Origin of the sequence: Alcaligenes parafaecalis (genome assembly GCF_026344135.1) — a bacterium.
GTDB classification, from domain to species: domain Bacteria; phylum Pseudomonadota; class Gammaproteobacteria; order Burkholderiales; family Burkholderiaceae_B; genus Alcaligenes; species Alcaligenes parafaecalis.
This window is the reverse complement of sequence record NZ_JAPKNA010000001.1, coordinates 661,971-679,932: the sequence shown is the minus strand read 5'-3', so window position 1 is coordinate 679,932 and position 17,962 is coordinate 661,971. Positions and strand designations below refer to the sequence as shown.

Below are 17,962 nucleotides of genomic sequence, written 5' to 3'. Positions count from 1 at the left end.
AGGGACAAAAGGGGAACTCGTTCCCCTGGTAATTACCGGGTTTAAGCCCAGTCTATCAAGCGCTCAACAACTCATTTTTTATCCAAGGAAAGACTTTATGGCAGAACCTCTGTCGGAACTGTTGCGCTTACGCATAACGCCATCGCAACGCCAGCACCTAAGCGAAGCAGCGGCCTTAGCCGGATTATCTTCATCAGAATATGCTCGCCAACTGCTGACCACTTCTCAATCCATGCAATCAGAGCTGGCGTCACTGCGCCATGCTCTAGAGAATCTGCTAGACCAACACTCACCAGCCACTCAAATGGAAACCCTGATGCTGCTACGGGTCTTGGTTCAACCCGAACAAGTCAATCAAACGCACAAAAGCATGTTGACCATGGGATACATGCCAGCTCACACGGAGATGTCACATGGAACCCGCACATAAAGAAGGCAAGCAACAATCAAGTGGCCGTGCCTTCATCCTCGGAGTAGTAGCAACACTTATTGTTCTTTCTGCCTGGAACTCTATCCCTGAGTCTGGCGGAAGTTGGATCTTGCAAGCGATCGCCTTTCTTGCACACTTATTCATGTGGGTTTTTATGATTGCCGTCGTCACCAAGTTTTGCTCGTCAATCTGGAGATGGCTCACTCGTTAACACAACAACAAGGATCATCATGATCAATGACCTCAAGACCATTTCAGCAATCAACGCAGAAATTTCCCGCCTTCAGCGTAAAGCAGAAGTTATCAAACGCAAGACCCGCCAGAATGTACTTGCTGACATCGTACGAACCATGCGGGACAACGACCTAACCATTGACGAGATTGCACAGGCCTTTCGCCATCCAGGTGTTAAGCCAAGTGCCTCGCCCACAGTCAAATACAAACACCCAAGCGGTGCAACCTGGTCAGGCAGAGGCCGTACCCCAGGCTGGATGAAAGCAGCTGAAGCCGCAGGTGAGTCGCGTGAACTCTACCTGCTTCCCACCCCGTCCACCAACCCGCAGTAATACAAAAGAAGGGCATCTCCCCTTCCGCCCTCTCCCTTCCAGTCGTTCTGTGGCCCAGCGCCATCGTCTTCTATCCATTTGGAGTAATCATGAAACAGCTCCCCATTTCATTGGGTGCGCTGGCGTTGGCCTGCGCGTCCACCTCTTATGCCCAAACGTCCGAAGTTTTGACTGGACTTCCCGGATTGGCTTGCGAGGCCGTCCTATGCCTATCCAGCAGCCTGCAACCAGGCGAATGCACCGCCTCTCTCAATCATTACTTTGACATTCGCAAATACGCCAAAGGCATGCTCGACTGGGAAGCCACTGTAGACGCTAGACGTTTTTTCCTGGGTATGTGCCCAGTTGCAACTGAACCCGGCATGTCGGCACGTATGGATGCCATCTCTCGCGGAGCAGGTAAATGCGATCCTGACTATCTCAATGCGACATACGGGAAAGACATCTACCGCTACCGAGTTGTGGGCTCGAATTATCTGGGCATACCCGCCATTCGGGACTTGTCCCTTATCAAGACAGTCACCCTAACTAAGTTGCCCAGCTACTGCGTTGTCTACAACGACCATGAATGGACATACGACTTGAGCATTAAGTACGTCGGTGATCCAAACCGTGGGGGCTATTGGGTTCCAGCCAGAGGCTATGTATCAGCCCAATCAAAATGGAATGCTGAACATACTGGTAGCTGGGCCAACAATTGGCATTACTCGTTTGAAGATCCGCGTCGCAATATCGACGACACCGCAGGCACTGGGAACAACCATTGAGAGAGAGCCGTGCTAGCAGAATTCGCGCTTTTGGCCGCCATATGTGCGCCCGATATTCATGAAACAACGTTATCAGCCCTGATACGACATGAATCAACGGCCCAGGTGTATGCGATCGGTATCAATAAAGGTAAACGGCTGGAGAAACAGCCAACTGACTACGAACAAGCGGCACAAATTGCTAACGATCTCATTGACCGTGGCATTGATTTTGATGCAGGTCTTGGCCAGATCAATGTTCGTAACTGGGCTTGGCTTGGATTGACAACAGAAACGGTCTTTGATCCTTGTACAAATCTGAAAGCTGCTCAAACAGTTCTGACGGACTGTTATCGGCGAGCCTTACGACAGTCAGCCGATGAGCAGCAGGCTCTACGTTCTGCCTTGTCTTGCTATAACACCGGCAATTTTGAACGTGGCTTTAGCAATGGCTATGTTGGCAAAGTTCTAGCGCAAGCTGGAGTGAAAGTACCAGCTATCAAGGCTATTAAGAATGAGGCTGTACTCGTCGCGGAAGAATCTAGGCAGCAAAAGCCCAGGAAAACGGGAAAACCAGATGGCTTTACCGGAAAGAGAGTCACTGATGGTTTCGTCAATACAGAAAACAAATCGTTGGAAGCACCTATACAAAACGAAGTCACACCAGCGTTCCTAGTACAGCCCTCAGCCTAGCCAATTCCAAAACTCCAAAGGATATTTTTATGAAACTGACACCTCTTAGGGCTCCCCTATCTGTCAATAAACAGAACCGCTTCACTCGCAGTCTTCTTGCGGTCATGTCTTTGATCTGGAGCTCCCTTATCGGCCTGTGCGTTTTTCTGGGCTTGCCCATCCTTGGTTTTATGCTAAGCCGAGGGAGAAGTCATGAAATCAACGACTTGCTTACTGAAGTGAATATTAATTACTTGCTAGACCAACTTATTCAGATGGATTGGGTGAGCTTGGGGATCTTGTACGGCTTTGCCTACGGCCTATTCTCGCTTTTAGTAAAGCATCGTGAGTACTTTGAGCAACTTCGGCAACGTCGTTTGGCCAAGCGGATGACGGGTCAAGGGGTTGGTGCGGCCCACAGCCTATCGGGCGAGGACACGGCCCCTTGACGCGACCGTAGCAACATACGCTATTTCCGAGGACAGGGGCGAAGAGACAACGTCTCGTAGTTCACTGATCCCGAGGTTCCCGTCGGCGAGGGCGGAGAGTTCAGAGAGGCAGCGCCTCTTTGCTTACGGCCGCAAATACCGGCCACCAGTTTTTATCAGCGCCCATTCGGGCAAACACATCCCTTTTCTTAACCAAAATGCCCGGTGTTTTCTGACACCAGGCCAAGGAGCTATGCATGTTTGTTAAGCAATACCTGACCCGTTTAGCGCGAAACCGAGCCATGCGCCATGTTTACCAGTCGGCCATTTTGGCAATGCTGACCACCAATATGGCCTACGCCCAAGCGATTGGGGGCTTGAATAAAGCAAAAACGACACTGGAAGCGCTCCGTGACGCTCTTATCATTATTTTGCCCATCGCCTGCGTGATTGCTGGTCTGGTGATTTGGGTCCTGTACTCCGCTGAGATCATGCGTAAAGAAGATGCCACACGCTGGGCTATTGGCGTTATTGGCGCAGGCTCAGTTATCGAAATCGTGGCGCTGCTCTGGAGAGGTTAAGACATGGCAAACAACCCAGACAACTACGATGATGACGAAACTGAACTAAAGCCATTTCACTATCTCGTGTTCAACGGTTTAGGTAGAAAGCCAACATTCATGGGAGTACCCACCATGGTCTTCCTCGGCACGTTGTCCTCTGTCGCCATCTTGGCCATGTTCATCGGTCTGTACATGTGGGCCACCTTGATCTTTGTGATCCCATGGCTGGCCTGGATTACAAAATCTGATGACAAAGCCTTCGAGATCTGGGGGTTGGAGCTGAAGACACGATTCAAAAACCGCCACAAAAGTTTTTGGAATGGTTCCAGCTACGCCCCAACCTCATTCTCAGCGCGCCGCCCCTGGCGCCACAAATAAAGGAGTAAGTAATGAACGCGCTGACTTTGAAGGAGCGTCCGGTATCACATTACGTACCGTACTCACACCACGTTACTGACGAAATTATTGCGGACAAAGGCAATGAGTACCTGGCGGTCATCAAGGTCAGCGGCCGCTCCGCCATGGCCGCCAGCCTGGAAGATCAAAATGACTGGCTTGAAGCGTTGCATAACGTCCTTCGTGGTTTGCCACTCGGCAAGCTGGGCTTATATACGCATATCATCGGTCGCTACGTGACTGAATACCCAAACAGCCAATTCTCACAAGTCTTCGCCCGGCAGTTCGATGACTCCTATCGCGCAACCTTCAATGACAGAAATGCCTTGAAGATCAACGAACTCTACCTGACCGTCTCTATTCATCCCGTAGCAGATGAATTACTGGGCGTGATGGCATCGCTTGAAAAAGCATCTCCTGAACGTCTAAAGGCATGGCAAACCGAATCCATTGAGGATCTGAAAGGGGCTGTTCGCGCCATTCTTGCTGGGCTGCATCGCTATGACGCTGAAGTCCTGAGAATTGTGGATCGAAATGGGTATGCGTTTAGTGAGCCAGGTGAATTTTTGGGATTCCTGCTCTCTGGTGAATGGCATGCAGTGCCAGTGACGGATGGCTACCTGTGGGACAGCTTGCCGTCTGCGCGACCCGTATTCTCGCGCTATGGCGAACTAGGTGAAATCCGAACCCTTACCAGGACACGAAAATTTGGAATGCTGGAATTGTTTCGCAAGCCGGGACAAGTACGGCCTGGCCACTTGGACTCTATCTTGTCCAGCCCTTATGAGTATGTCATCACTCAATCATGGGGTAGCTTCACCAACTCGGCCGCCAAAAAGCTCGTCAAAAAACACAAAAAACTACTTCAAGACTCCAATGATGATGCACCGGGTCAAGTCAAACAGTTGAAGAAAGTGATCGAAAAGATCGAGACTGGCGACCTTGGGCTTGGCGATCATCACGCAACCATGTTGATCTGGGGAGACGACGCTGATTCACTGCGCCGCTCCATGTCCGATATGAGAGCAAGGTTCGCCGATCGCGGTTTAGTTGTTAAGCCACTTGAAAAAGCCCTGGAGGCTGGCTTCTGGTCCCAATTACCAGCGAATTGGAGTTGGCGAACTCGTCCCGTCGCCATCACGAGCGAGAATTTGCTTTGCTTGAACAGCTTCCACAATCAGCTATCAGGCAAAGCGACAGGCAACCCGTGGGGGCCTGCCGTAACGATGTTTAAGTCAGTTGTAGGTGCCCCCTTCTTCTTCAATTACCACGTATCACTTGAAGAGGTCGACGAGACTGGCCAACGCCGACCAGGTAACACCTTAATCATTGGATACACCGGGACCGGCAAAACAGTTCTGCAAGGGGTATTGCTCACTCAAGCACAGAAGTTTGGTGCAACGGCGCTTATCTTGGACAAAGATGAAGGACTCCATGTACTTGTATTGGCCTTGCGTGGGCAATACTTCACCCTCCGCTTGGGTTTACCAACTGGCTGGCAGCCTTTCCAACTGGACCCAACACCCAAAAACATGGCCTTCATGCGCCAATTGGTGGCGCACCTAGCCGGACTTCGTGGTGAAACGGTCTCCACCAAGGAAGCAAAAGACATTGCGAAAGCAGTGGAAATGCTAATCCTGGAAATTGACAAAGAAGATCGAGGTATCCATACCCTTCTCCAATATCTGCCTGACTATTACCAGGAAGAAGGTCAGCAGCTCACCCTGCATAAGCGCCTCTTGCCATGGAGGCGTGACGGTGAATATGGCTGGGTTTTTGATAACCCAACGGACAGGCTAAATCTGGAAGTGCCTGAAGGACACAATCCCATTTTTGGTTTTGACCTTACTGAAATCCTTGATGACGAGCATGTTCGCGGCGCAGCGACGATGTACATACGACATCGCAGTCAGGCTCTGCATGACGGACGACGGATAATCAATTTGGTCGATGAGTGCCAACATCCTTTGAAAGACAAGCACTACCAGGACGACATGCAGGACGCGGTTAGAACCATCCGTAAAAAGAACGGCGTGCTGGCGTTCTCCACCCAGGAGCCGGAGGCCATTGCAGAAAACCCCGTCGGACCTTCGATTATCCAACAGGCCGGAACGCTCATTTTCCTTCCAAACCCACGAGCAAAGCGCGAAACCTACATGAAGGACTTTGGGCTAAGCGCTAGAGAGTTTGAGCTAGTGAAACAACTTGGAGAAAAAAGCCGTCAATTCGTCATCAAACAGGGTTCCAGCGTCACGGTCGCCGAGTTGGATCTATCTACATGCCCTGAAGCTCTTTTGGTTTTTTCCGGCAGCCCCGACATGGCCACGATTGCTAAACAGGTGATTGCCGAGGTTGGCGATGACCCAGCCACATGGTTGCCTCTTTACTTTGATCGGGCCGAACGAGCTCGTAAAGGTGAGGAGCCAGTCGAACTGATTAGTCATTAACTTAATCACATAATTATTAATTCTTAGCTATTATTGCGAGGTTAATTAAATCCAATATTTATTAAGCGGAGTCCAGCGTGAATAAACGAAGATTAATATTTGCTTCCAGCCTAATTGCAATTAGCCTAATTACTGGCTGCCAAACAAAAGAAGAAAAATTCGCGGGATACTGGCTCCAAGACAGCGAAAAACGCCCTGTTTCCATGCATATCAAACCTGACGGCAGCGATTTCCTTGTAAATATCAATCAACTTAATTTCGGTCGATTTTCAAGGGATATTGAAAAAGGGGTATACAAAGGAAACGGTATTTTGACTATAGGAGAGAAAAAGCAAGTCAAATACAGTGGCGACAATGATTCATTAAGTGATATCGATGATAAAACCATCACATTCAAAAGAGTGACAGCGGATCAATACAAAGCGGCCAGCAGTCACTAGACTTAGTTGTAGTAGTCCAACCTTCCAGATCGCCCCTTTGATGGCCAGTCTTTACTGGCCATCTCTTTGCGCCGTCCTGGCGCGTCCCTGTATCCCTCGGAGCAATTATGAAAAGCATTTCTGCGCTTGCAGCAGGGCTTTGCCTTGCCTTTTCACTTGTATCACCCAGCCACTCAGCCGGTGGCATCCCTACATTGGATGTGAACTCAATCCCCCAGCTCAACGCCTTGCTGGATCAACTGGAGACGGCGCGTGCTCAGCTCCAACAGGCGCAAGCACAAGTTCAAGCACTAACCCACTCCTCGGGCTTTGGCTACGTTCTTGAAAATGCCGATGTTCGGCGAATGATGCGGGAGTCACTACCTAGCGATGCCTCTGCGCTTCTTAATCGCCTCGATGGCCAAAACTCGACGCTTTCAAGCTCTGTCAGTGCCATATCCGAAGACGTCAATGCACCAGTGAACTTCCAGCAGGACTCTAAAGCGCTTCGTGAACGATCTGTACGCATTGCGGCGACAAAAAAGGCCATGTCTGAACAGGCGTACAACGCGATGACTAAACGACTTGAGACGATTGATGGCCTTCAGGCCCAAATCAATCAGACAAGTAACCCGAAGGAAATCGCAGAGTTGCAAGCTCGCATTGCGATTGAGCAAGCGAACATTCAGGCAGACCAAACCCGTATTCAACTGGCGGAGCAACAGTTTGCTGCCGAATCGGCACTGCTGGAGGAGCGCGGCAATGTCGTCTACGGGGGCTGGTTTGGCGGCAGAAACAGACAAGCAACTCCATAACTGGAGATCATTATGGCTTTTGATGCAAACAGAATATCCGAGCCAGCCAACATTGACCGGATTGGCGAGTGGTTGATGAGGCAAGTGGATGTCGTTTTGAATACCGCTATAGCGACACCCATTGAGCAACTGGCCCGGGCCTTGGCTCCGATCATTGTCGTTGGGCTAACCCTGCAATTTTTGTTCTACAACATGGCCATTATGCGTGGCTATGGAAACATGACCGTCATTGAGCTGATGTGGAAAGCAATACGAGTGGCACTTATTGCGGGGGTCGCGACAGCCGGTGGTTTCTATCAGACCAATATTGTCGATGTCATGATCTCCTTGCCTGACGATGTTGCCGGTATCGTCGCGGGCGGCAATACCTTCTCCGACAGTATCGACACCCTTCGGGCAAGGACCGAATCAGCAGCGGCCACCATGGAGGACTCAGAAACAAACTGGTATCCAAGTAGCAAGAACATCCTGGTCAATATCTATGCAGGCTTCTTAACTGTAGTCACCGCGATAATTAGTGCCTCTGTAGCGGTGCTGATGATTGTCATCAAAGTTGGTATGGCCTTAGTGGTAGCAGCCGGGCCATTTTTCATAGCCGCATTAGCATTTGAGCGCACGGAACGGCTATTTGACAGTTGGGTGTCACAGGCTCTGAACTTTGTGATCCTGGCATTACTAGGCGCACTGATCATGTCTATTTTGCTAGAGCTAACCCTCTCGTACATAGCCATGCTCATACGGCTACTGACCGAAGGAGACACATCACTTCTTTCATTGATCGCTGGGTACTTTCTCGTGGGGATTGCCACGATTGTCATCATCGTTATGTTGCCTGGCCTTGCCCAAAGCCTGTCCAGCGGCTTTGGTGCCCAATTTGGCCTTGGCAGTGCGGGCCGCGGTGCCATGAACGCCATGCGCGCAGGTAGCTTGATTCGGAAGTTGATTCGCTAATAAGTCCTTAACCGCGCTACAGCACCACCCATCTCCTCCTCCACTTTTCCATAAAGCCCAACAGTCTGCATAGCTGGGCCAGGAGTCATTCCCGATGAAAATACAACTTGCCGCGGTGGCTTTAGCCGCCGTGATGGCTGGTTGCGCCTTTGCGCCGCCAGCCCCACCACAACCAGCCGACTCGCCACGAGTACCGGTCAATCTCACGGCCCCTCTGTCCAGCGGAGGTAGCCATGAGTAAAAAGCTCCGAACCATCGATGTCGCTGAAGAACTGGAAAAGAGCCGGGGCCTGGAACGTGATTTGAAAACCGAACTGATTTCGAGTCGTCGTCGAGCTCATCGACTCAATATTTTTCTTGGCGTTTTGGCATTTGCAGGCGTCGTTGCCGTAGCAGGCTTAACCCCTTTGAAAGAGCCAGCAAAACCGCACATCATCCGTGTCAATGACACAACCGGTGCCATTGAACACATCACAAGCCTGGGCGACACCCCTGAAAGTTATGGTGAACGCATCGACAAGTATTTTCTGAATACCTACGTCCTTAATTGCGAAGGCTATAACTGGTACACCATCCAAGCGCAGTTTGACACCTGCGCTCTACTTTCTTCACCGCCAATACAGGCCCAATACGGCAAGCGCTTTGAGGGTCCTAACGCTCCTACTGAGCGACTTGGCCAGCTTTCGAATCTGGATGTTGAAGTTCACTCGATCACGATGGGCGCCAATCAAACCGCTACTGTTCGATTTAGTACCGCTCAACGGGACGTCAGCTCCGGCCGCAATGAAAAAGAGCGTCACCAGATTGCCACCGTTGCATACGAATACCTCCAGGTGCCCTTAAGCGAATCGGTTGCTCGACGCAACCCTCTTGGCTTTCAAGTTATCCGTTACGACTTAGCCGCAGACCTTTCACGTTAAATCCCCTTGAAGGAGTACCCATGAACCGATTTGCCAAAACGGCATTTGCGGTGGCGCTGGCGTGCCTGGTCGCTACGCCTGCACTCGCCCTAGATCTGCCCAAACAAGCAGGCACCGACCACCGGATACGCTACGCCAACTACGACCCTCACAATGTCACCCAGCTCGATTCCGTGATCGGTGTGGGAACAATGATTGAGTTAGAAGAAGGCGAAAACTATCTGTTTCATGTATTCGGTGACAGTGAAGCCTATGAATTTACCGAATACACCAATCATCTGTTTCTCAAGCCAGTGGTTGATCAAGCTGATACCAACTTGATCGTAGTCACTGACCGGCGGAACTATACCTTCCGAATCGAGTACCACAACGAGCGGGAGACAAAACAGGCCCTCTATAAATTGATCATGCGCTATCCCGACAGTGAAGCGATAGAAGCACGCCAACAGCAGCATGAACAAACCGTTCAAGCCGCATTTTCTCAGGTAGGTCTTCCAGTGAACTGGCAAGCATATTCTAAGAGTGGCGACCTTGATTTGGCCCCGATACACGCTTGGGATGACGGCCATCAAACCTGGATGCAGTTTGCACCAACCGCCGAAATCCCCGCCATTTATCGAGTCACTGAAGATGGCCAGGAAGTGCTCACGAATTACCACATGGCCGATCACAGAACGATGGTGCTACATCGCACTAGCGCACGTTGGCATATTCGGCTCGGAGGCAATGTAGTCGCAATCCATAACGCCGCATTTAGACAGACACCCACAAAGCCACATACAGGAACAGCCTCTCCCTCTGTTGAGCGTGTCGTCCATGGTGTTAAACCGCTTTCCCTGCCCTCCTCTGCTGGCCCTGCCGCCACCGCCTATCCGGCTCAACCGGTTTACGATCCGCAGGCTTTTGAACTGGGCCCCGAACACATAGAACAAAAGGATGGCAAAACGCTCATGACCTTCAGCTCAAGCCGCTTGCCAATCGTCCAACCAGTCAATGAACAGGGGCAAGCATACGCCGCAACCACCACCATTCGGCCTGGGAACATATTGCTCATCGATAGCAATGCGGATGCCTGGCAAGCACAGAGCCGTGGTTTGACTCACATTTTCAAAACGGAGGAGTATTTGAAATGAGCATCAGCCAAAAAAACTCAAATGATGTTGATGATCGGGGGCCAAGCGACACCGGAAGCACGCGTCGCCCCTTGCCCCCGGGTGCCCGTGGCTTTCTGTGGCTCTGCCTCGTGATCGGTATCTGCATCATTGCAATCGTCATCTGGAAAATGACAGGCACTCGTGCTGAAGCCCCTGTTGAGAATGCAGATCCCACCACCAGTGGTATCAGCAACCTGCTTCGATTACCTGAGCTAAAGACGCAGCCAAGCCCTACACCTGCATCTAAGCCAGATACCTCTGCAATTGACACATCATCCAAAGAGCAAACTGGCACTATCACTTTGCCCATGATTCCAAGCCTGATCAATGGTGTTGATGCTCGACGGCTACGCAGTCCGTTACGCGCTCAGAGCAATGAGCAGGGGCAACAGCACACACAACAACACGTTGGAACCTCGGCAACTGCTCAGGCTGATGCCGGCCCACTAGCGAGTCAATTGCGCCCGCTAGAGCTTGCTCCCTCTGTGGCGGGGCAACTAGGGAATCGCAATTTCTTGATTACTCAAGGCACGATGATCGATTGCGTCATGCAAACTCGATTAGTCACAGCGCAGGCAGGGATGCTGACCTGCAACGCCACCCAAAACGTCATGAGTGCGAACGGGAAGGTTGTCCTGATTGACGCTGGAACCAAATTTGTTGGTTACCAAAGCGGCGGTATCGAGCAGGGGCAACCACGTGCATTTGTGACATGGCATCGCCTTGAAACACCCAGTGGCGTCATTCTTAACCTCGGCTCGCCCGGGACGGGTCCGTTGGGTGAAGCGGGCGTTGACGGTGCCATTGATCACCACTTTTGGGATCGCTTGGGCAATGCCATTTTACTCAGTCTCCTCGGCGACTTAGGCAATTGGGCATCGAATCAAGGGAACAAGGGAGACGGCAATATCAGGTTTGATAACACCCGTGAGGGTGGCCAAGAAGTCGTTGCCAAGATTTTGGAGCACTCACTGGATATTCCCCCCACCTTGTATAAGAACCAGGGCGAACGAGTCGGAATCATGGTCGCCCGCGACTTGGACTTCAGTAAAGTTTATGACCTCAAACCCACCCATTACCGTCAATAGTGTGGACCGAGGGATTGCGGTTCGGGCAGCCTTACGGCCACTCGAACCGTATCTTAAAGACCCCACTATTTCAGAACTTGCAATCGTGCGCCCCTACTCCGTATTTGTGCGTCAGCACGGAGCCTGGCATGAGCACGAGTGCATACCTTTGACCTTATCTAGCTTAGAGGGTCTATCGCTCTCACTGTCTGTCTTTAACGGCTTGGCACCAGCTCCCATCATGTCGGTCATACTGCCAGACGGTGAACGGGGACAAATCGTACAAGCGCCTGGCTGCCTGGATAGCACCATTGCAATCAATATCCGCAAGCACACCCAGCTAGTCAAAACACTGGATGAGCTGGAAGCAGAAGGCGCTTTCAACGAGGTTTGTGACAGCCTGGACCTACTCGACGAAAGCGGTCTTACACCGACTGATCACCTCCTACTTCAACTAAAAAACGAAGGTCAGATTGCACGTTTTCTGCATGAGGCAGTTCAGGCTCGCCGCAATATCATCGTTGCTGGCAAGACAGGCTCTGGGAAAACAACCTTTGCCCGCTCCTTGATAGAACGTGTACCACTAGAGGAGCGCCTCATCACGATTGAGGATGTCCATGAACTAATCCTCCCCAACCACAGAAACTTGGTACACATGCTCTATGGCGGTAGCCACGGCCGTGTGACAGCGACCGACTGTGTTGCCGCATGTATGCGCCTATCGCCTGACAGGATATTTCTGGCGGAATTACGTGGCGGTGAGGCCTGGGAGTATTTAGTTGCTCTCAATACGGGTCACCCAGGATCTATTTCAACAACACACGCAAATAGCTCACTGGACACCTACGACCGCCTAGCCTCATTGATCAAGCAATCACCAACTGGCGGCCAGCTAGATCTGGCGACCATACAGGCCTTCTTGCGAAATACAGTCGATATCGTCCTGTTTTTTGATCGTTTCAAACTACGTGAGATTTTCTATCAACCACGCCGTCGAGACCTGAGCACCTGATTGGAGGAAATCGATATGAATGAACCCTATGAAGGCATTGGCTTCGCCGTCTATTCCTACAACTTGATGGCCGATGTCTACAACGACGGCCGAGCGGAACGAAAGAACCTGGAGCAAATCGCATCCGACATTGATGCCAGCTACCCGTGGGATGAGCGGTACGGTTGGCGCTACAAAGAATGGCTACGCGCCCGACGAGAGTTCTTTGAGGAACATGGGCTGCCAGGTCTTCAACCGCGTCGTAGTCTCAAACTGGGCAACGAACTTTCGATTTATCGCTGAACGTCTGTACCAGTCCCTCCGCAACGATTAACCGCTACGCACGCTCTACGTGCATGAAGCGGTTTTTTTATTGAACGGCACAGGGACGCATATCCAAGCTGCAGCACCCCTGTGCCCATGCTATTTGGATTGCCATGTCTTCGAACACTCATCACTCCACACACCGCTTAAACGAGGCACTTAGCCGTTTGGCCAAAACCGCCAGCCACCGAACAGCGACACAGAAGGAAGTGGAAGAACAAGAAGCCCTACTCCTAGGAAAACCCGTATTCAAACGTATGTATCTACCGGGTATTGGAGAACATACACGCGCCATGCCCAACTGCATCGCACGCAGCAGCATCTTTGCACCCATCGCCCGTGGCAACCGTACCCTACACGACGACTCCACACTTCTACAAAACGACCGGATACTAATCAAAGGCTCTGGCAAACAGCTTGGAGAGGATCACGCCGATATCTGGATGCACGCCATCTATCTTCAAATGACCTGCCCTTCAGGCCAGCAACCTGTAATAAACCGGGCTGATTTTTTGCGTGCCCTTGGTCGACCAATTGGTGGAAGCCAATACGACTGGCTTCATAGCGGAATGAAGGACCTGGCACGCTTTACCCTATCCATCGAAGCTAGCCGAAGCAACGGCACTCTCAAATACAGCTTTGGCCACCACCCTGCCAGTCGTGTCTTGGCGATGCTGGGGGGCTTCGATTATGACGACGCTCTAAATGAGTACAGACTGTATGTAGATCCCCGTTGGGCGACTATTTTTGGCAACCGCGAGTTCACATTAATTGATTGGAAAACACGTTTGTGCATGCGTCACGAGCTCTCGAAAAGCCTTCAACGGCTGATAGGAACGTCAAAGGACACGGAGCAGCGCTACAGCTTGCTGCTTCTCAAAGAACGCGCCCAGTACATGGGTCGCATGCGTGATTTCAAACCGGCTCTGGAACAAGCAATCAATGAACTTGCAGCGCTCGGTCTGATCCTCTCGCCACGTATCGAAACAAGTCGACGTGGGGTTGAACAAGCGGTTTGGAATCGAATCAGTGATGAACATTAACCCATTAGAAAAATGACGGTTAACTAGGCGCCTTATCTCGGCATAGCATCGCGCTTGACGAACATTCCATAGCTCGATTGGGGCTGTGGATAACCTATACAGAACGTCGGCATAGCATCGCGCCTCATCGGCATAGCGTCGCGCTTTATCGGCATAGCATCGCGCTTTTTCGGCATAGCGTCGCGGTTACATTTCTGCATGCCTTTATCCACGCAGGTTTCAGAGCCTCTGTTACACCTCTACCTTCTTTCTACCTATCTTCTACCTATAGGGCTGTGAATAACTCGATAGTTGCTCCCGACGAAAGTTACAAACAAGAAACATTTATATGCTGCAAATTTTCATTCATCTCACGAGTTGCTCTTTTGATCGAAGTTTGTATCACGTCAGTCCCCCACGCTAATCGCGTGGGGGAAAGGTAGACCCCCAAAAAAACATTGGTCCCCACCCTGACGGGCGGGGATGAATGTACCCCTTGGCCGCGGAACCCCTGCCGGGTTCCCTGTCCAGTCCGCCCAAGGTCGGACTGCGGCCTCGACCCTTCCCCGTGGGCCTTGCCCCCCACGCCCGTCACCGGGCGCGGCTCCCCCTGCGCGGCAATCCCGCGCTTATGTCTGCAACGTGGAAAGTGGCATTTGCTTTCCAGAACAACCAGGAACTCAACCCATGCAAGTTGACCAATTCGTCGACCAATTTCGTCGAGCATTGGCCGATGCTGACCCGCGAACCACGGTCACAGCACGCGTACGTTTACTGCTGCCAATCATCGAACAGCGGCTGTCCAAAGGTTCGTCATATGCAGCGGTCGTCGATGATTTGAACGCGGCAGGAATCACGATTTCACATTCCTTTTTTTCTAAAGCCTTATGGCGCCTTCGTCACCCTAAGAAACCTCTGACACCCACAACCAAGGCTCCAACCTTGCCCCAACCCTCCAATAGCGTGGCAGCACCTCCTATCACGTCCACTACTTCGGTCCAAGCCCCAGCCCTCACCACCGAAGCGGTGCAAGGTCGCCCCAGTTCCATCGAAACACCCGCCGATCTGCGGATGATCCATGACATGGACATTGACTTGGATGCTCTACGTGAAGAAGGCCGCGCTATGCGTGCCGGGCCTAAATCGTCTTAACCCTGCCTTTGATTCATCATCACAACCTGAAGGAAAATTCCCATGAAAATCGCCGTTTTGAACTACACCGGCTCGGTCGGTAAAACCGTCGTGGCATCGCACCTGCTGGCCCCACGCTTGAATCATGCTCAGATTTTCGCTATCGAGTCGACCAATGAAACAGCGGAAGATCTGGGGCTGGATGTGGACCAGCTTCGCGGGATGCAGTTTGGCAAACTGTTCCGTGGCTTGCTCACGCTGGACGATGCGATCGTGGACGTCGGAGCATCGAACATCGAGGAGTTTTTGGCGCATATGTCGCGCTACGACTTGTCCCATGAAGAAATTGACCAATTCGTGTTGCCGGTCGTCCCGACGGGCAAAGCACAGCGGGAAACCATCAAGACTGTTACCGCCTTGAGCGGCCTGGGTGTGCCAGCCAATCGTATTCGCGTGCTGTTCAATCGCGTAGAAAGTGATGTGGATGAAGAGTTTCTGGCACTGCTGACCTACGCCAAGAAGACGGGCGAATTTATCGCCAATCCACAAGCCGTCATTTTCGAGAATGAGGTGTTCGAGCTGCTGGCTGATAAACGCATCACCATCGCGTCGATATTGGCTGATCAGGCCGACTACCGCCAGCAATTGCGTGAAGCAGACCCAAAAGACCGCAAGCGCATCTCACACCTGTCGGACATGCACACGTTAAAAGCACTGGCCCGCCCTGTAGATCGTCAGCTTGAACGTGCTTTCCAGGCCCTATTTGGGGATGTGCTGCCTGCCACCAACGGAGCTTCGCATGAGTGAGGAAAGATCAGCGCGGACCAAGCTGGATCTGTTGTTCCAGGAAACGCTGGGTGATGTGGCCGGGTTGATTGAGCGCACCGAACGCATCAACGACAAACAGCGAGAAATCGCTACTGCGCTGGTAGCCGGTATCGAGGCTTTTTCCGCTGCCAATAAGCAGTTGCAAGGCTTGCCCGAAGATCTGGCCAACACCCTGGGAGCCGTGCTCAATCGCGCCAGTATCGATCTAACCGATCAAGTGGTGCACAACGTGCAAAGCAGTCTCTCACCCATCCGCGCTGAGTTGAAGCTAATCAGTGCGGACACCGCTCGATATGCCAGATTTGCCCATGCCTCGGCACGCAAGATGGCCATCTTGGCCTTGCTGGTTGGGGCCAGTGCCGGGGCAGGTGCCACCGCACTTTTGTTGCGCTTTCTTGCTTCATAAACACGTCTGTATGCCTATGCCTCGGGGCTCTGACCCAGGGCATAGCTTTTCAAGGATTTTTTATGTCACCGATTACGAGAAGACGCTTGTCGGTCTTGATGATTGTCGCATTCCCGCTTCTGGCATGGATAACAGCCGCGAGCCTAGCCAGCGGGGTGACAGTCAATCGTTGGGATACACGAACCACCTGGCATCTACTGATGGCAACAGCCCAGTACCCTGCCCTCTATATCCCTCCTGCCATTGGATTCGCCTTATCGTTGCTTGCCGTCATTGCGTTGAGCAAAATGTTTAAACGCACGGCCGGTTTTGAAGGTGACCGTTTCACACGACATATCCGGGGCACGAAAGTCGTCCCTATTGCCAAGCTACGTTCGCAATGTACGGACCGAGTAAACCGACAGGTGGATGTGGCCTCTGTACCGATGCCGGTCAAAGTTGAAAACCTTCATACCCTTATCGGAGGAGCCACCGGCAGTGGTAAATCCGTCGTACTTCGCAGAATGGCCAAGTCCGTGCAAAAACGTCGGGACCGAATGTTTGTGATCGACCCCGACGGCGATTTGCTCAGCAAGTTTTGGAAGCCGGGCGACCTCATCCTCAACCCATATGATGCTCGTACACCAGGATGGGCTTTTTTCAATGAGATTCGGGCTGAGTACGACTGGAAGCGGCTGTCCCATTCAATGGTGCCGATGAGCCAGGACAAGAGTGCGGAGGAGTGGAACGATTACGGACGTTTGCTACTGCGCGAGACAGCCAAAAAGCTCTATACCGTCACACCTGACAAGGCACACATCGACGAGTTGTTTCGGCTATGTACGATTGAGGACCCTGCCAAACTCAAGAGCTACCTGGAAGGCACCTTGGCTGAATCGCTGTTTGTCGGATCATCTGAGGCCAGTAAAGCGCTTTCAAGTGCTCGCTTTGTCCTGTCGAATAAGCTGTCCGAGCACACCAGCATGAAATCCGGCGCATTCTCGATTCGTGACTGGATTGATGATCCCAACGGTGGGAACTTGTTCATTAACTGGCGTGAAGACATGGTGACCGCGATGAAGCCATTGGTCTCCTCTTGGGCGGATGTGTTCATTACGGCTGTCCTGTCCTTGCCCGAAGATGCAAAACGGCGCTGGTGGTTGTTCATCGACGAGTTGGCCAGTCTGGACGCCCTGCCCTCGCTAGAAGATGGGCTGACCAAGGGCCGTAAAAAAGGCCTACGTATCGTAGCGGGCCTGCAAAGCACGTCCCAATTGGACTACATCTACGGTGAGAAGAAGGCTCAAACGATTCGCGCCAGTTTTCGTAACTTGCTGGTGCTGGGTGGCTCTCGCACTGACCATGAAACCGCTGAGGATCTGAGCAAGAGCCTGGGCGAGCATGAAGTAGAGCGTCATAAATACAGCGTCTCTCGCTCTGTCGGTGATCGCAATACCAATGATCAAAATACGCCAGTCACCGAGCGTGTCGTGACCGCCGCACAAATTCAAGCCTTCGATGATTTAACAGGCTATGTCGCCTTTGCCGGTAAGTATCCAATCTCACGTTTCAAGCTGCGGTTTGAGCCGTTTACTCAAGTGATTGAGCCGTTCATTGAATCGAGCCAACTCAAACGCATTCCCCGCTGAACACAATGCACGGCTGAAGCTTAGCGACAGCCTGCCCTCGTCTTGCCAGTAGGAAATA

23 protein-coding genes are annotated in these 17,962 nt (G+C 51.9%); all 23 read left to right on the top strand.

Annotated elements, in window-relative coordinates:
* The first annotated feature begins 97 nt into the window (after positions 1-97).
* Complete coding sequence (locus OSH09_RS03185) at positions 98-430, top strand: plasmid mobilization protein (protein WP_266120128.1); 333 nt, start codon at positions 98-100, stop codon at positions 428-430.
* Positions 414-641, top strand: coding sequence for a hypothetical protein (locus OSH09_RS03180; protein WP_266120127.1), 228 nt, complete (start codon positions 414-416; stop codon positions 639-641). Before OSH09_RS03185 ends, OSH09_RS03180 begins: the two co-directional genes overlap by 17 nt.
* A gap of 19 nt (positions 642-660) precedes the next feature.
* Positions 661-996 carry an H-NS histone family protein gene (locus tag OSH09_RS03175; RefSeq protein WP_266120126.1) on the top strand — a complete coding sequence of 112 codons (336 nt, stop codon included), beginning with the start codon at positions 661-663 and terminating at the stop codon, positions 994-996.
* Positions 997-1,085: 89 nt separating this feature from the next.
* Positions 1,086-1,763, top strand: coding sequence for a TrbM/KikA/MpfK family conjugal transfer protein (locus OSH09_RS03170; RefSeq protein ID WP_266120125.1), 678 nt, complete (start codon positions 1,086-1,088; stop codon positions 1,761-1,763).
* Between the two features lie 9 nt (positions 1,764-1,772).
* Complete coding sequence (locus OSH09_RS03165) at positions 1,773-2,435, top strand: lytic transglycosylase domain-containing protein (protein ID WP_266120124.1); 663 nt, start codon at positions 1,773-1,775, stop codon at positions 2,433-2,435.
* A gap of 29 nt (positions 2,436-2,464) precedes the next feature.
* Positions 2,465-2,863, top strand: coding sequence for a hypothetical protein (locus tag OSH09_RS03160; RefSeq protein ID WP_125303239.1), 399 nt, complete (start codon positions 2,465-2,467; stop codon positions 2,861-2,863).
* A 236-nt stretch (positions 2,864-3,099) separates the two neighbouring features.
* The gene (locus OSH09_RS03155) at positions 3,100-3,423 is read left to right on the top strand and encodes a conjugal transfer protein (RefSeq protein ID WP_125303242.1); all 324 of its coding nucleotides are present in this window, start codon (positions 3,100-3,102) and stop codon (positions 3,421-3,423) included.
* A gap of 3 nt (positions 3,424-3,426) precedes the next feature.
* Complete coding sequence (locus tag OSH09_RS03150; RefSeq protein ID WP_266120123.1) at positions 3,427-3,783, top strand: type IV secretion system protein VirB3; 357 nt, start codon at positions 3,427-3,429, stop codon at positions 3,781-3,783.
* 11 nt (positions 3,784-3,794) lie between these two features.
* Positions 3,795-6,248 carry a VirB4 family type IV secretion/conjugal transfer ATPase gene (locus OSH09_RS03145; protein ID WP_266120122.1) on the top strand — a complete coding sequence of 818 codons (2,454 nt, stop codon included), beginning with the start codon at positions 3,795-3,797 and terminating at the stop codon, positions 6,246-6,248.
* Positions 6,249-6,325: 77 nt separating this feature from the next.
* Positions 6,326-6,688: a hypothetical protein gene (locus OSH09_RS03140; protein ID WP_266120121.1), complete on the top strand. Its 363-nt coding sequence runs from the start codon at positions 6,326-6,328 to the stop codon at positions 6,686-6,688.
* Positions 6,689-6,795: 107 nt separating this feature from the next.
* Positions 6,796-7,482, top strand: a complete 687-nt coding sequence (locus tag OSH09_RS03135) for a type IV secretion system protein (RefSeq protein ID WP_266120120.1) — start codon at positions 6,796-6,798, stop codon at positions 7,480-7,482.
* A 12-nt stretch (positions 7,483-7,494) separates the two neighbouring features.
* Entirely contained in the window at positions 7,495-8,433 is a 939-nt protein-coding gene (locus OSH09_RS03130; RefSeq protein WP_260466875.1) for a type IV secretion system protein, read from the top strand.
* 94 nt (positions 8,434-8,527) lie between these two features.
* Positions 8,528-8,674 carry a conjugal transfer protein gene (locus tag OSH09_RS03125; RefSeq protein WP_266120119.1) on the top strand — a complete coding sequence of 49 codons (147 nt, stop codon included), beginning with the start codon at positions 8,528-8,530 and terminating at the stop codon, positions 8,672-8,674.
* Positions 8,667-9,353, top strand: a complete 687-nt coding sequence (locus OSH09_RS03120) for a virB8 family protein (protein ID WP_266120118.1) — start codon at positions 8,667-8,669, stop codon at positions 9,351-9,353. The genes OSH09_RS03125 and OSH09_RS03120 overlap by 8 nt, the downstream gene beginning before the upstream one ends.
* Before the next feature lie 20 nt (positions 9,354-9,373).
* On the top strand, positions 9,374-10,486 hold the full coding sequence (locus tag OSH09_RS03115; RefSeq protein WP_266120117.1) for a TrbG/VirB9 family P-type conjugative transfer protein: 1,113 nt from the start codon (positions 9,374-9,376) through the stop codon (positions 10,484-10,486).
* The gene (gene virB10, locus OSH09_RS03110; RefSeq protein ID WP_266120116.1) at positions 10,483-11,595 is read left to right on the top strand and encodes a type IV secretion system protein VirB10; all 1,113 of its coding nucleotides are present in this window, start codon (positions 10,483-10,485) and stop codon (positions 11,593-11,595) included. Before OSH09_RS03115 ends, virB10 begins: the two co-directional genes overlap by 4 nt.
* Positions 11,564-12,586 carry a P-type DNA transfer ATPase VirB11 gene (virB11, locus tag OSH09_RS03105; protein ID WP_266120115.1) on the top strand — a complete coding sequence of 341 codons (1,023 nt, stop codon included), beginning with the start codon at positions 11,564-11,566 and terminating at the stop codon, positions 12,584-12,586. The genes virB10 and virB11 overlap by 32 nt, the downstream gene beginning before the upstream one ends.
* 15 nt (positions 12,587-12,601) lie before the next feature.
* Complete coding sequence (locus OSH09_RS03100; RefSeq protein ID WP_266120114.1) at positions 12,602-12,868, top strand: hypothetical protein; 267 nt, start codon at positions 12,602-12,604, stop codon at positions 12,866-12,868.
* A 134-nt stretch (positions 12,869-13,002) separates the two neighbouring features.
* The gene (locus OSH09_RS03095) at positions 13,003-13,932 is read left to right on the top strand and encodes a TrfA (protein WP_266120113.1); all 930 of its coding nucleotides are present in this window, start codon (positions 13,003-13,005) and stop codon (positions 13,930-13,932) included.
* 666 nt (positions 13,933-14,598) lie between these two features.
* Entirely contained in the window at positions 14,599-15,063 is a 465-nt protein-coding gene (locus OSH09_RS03090; protein WP_266120112.1) for a hypothetical protein, read from the top strand.
* A 42-nt stretch (positions 15,064-15,105) separates the two neighbouring features.
* Positions 15,106-15,849: a StbB family protein gene (gene stbB / locus OSH09_RS03085; RefSeq protein ID WP_266120111.1), complete on the top strand. Its 744-nt coding sequence runs from the start codon at positions 15,106-15,108 to the stop codon at positions 15,847-15,849.
* Positions 15,842-16,276 (top strand): hypothetical protein, encoded by a 435-nt coding sequence (locus OSH09_RS03080; RefSeq protein WP_266120110.1) that lies wholly within the window; start codon positions 15,842-15,844, stop codon positions 16,274-16,276. Before stbB ends, OSH09_RS03080 begins: the two co-directional genes overlap by 8 nt.
* A 62-nt stretch (positions 16,277-16,338) precedes the next feature.
* Complete coding sequence (locus tag OSH09_RS03075) at positions 16,339-17,904, top strand: helicase HerA-like domain-containing protein (protein ID WP_266120109.1); 1,566 nt, start codon at positions 16,339-16,341, stop codon at positions 17,902-17,904.
* Positions 17,905-17,962 lie beyond the last annotated feature (58 nt).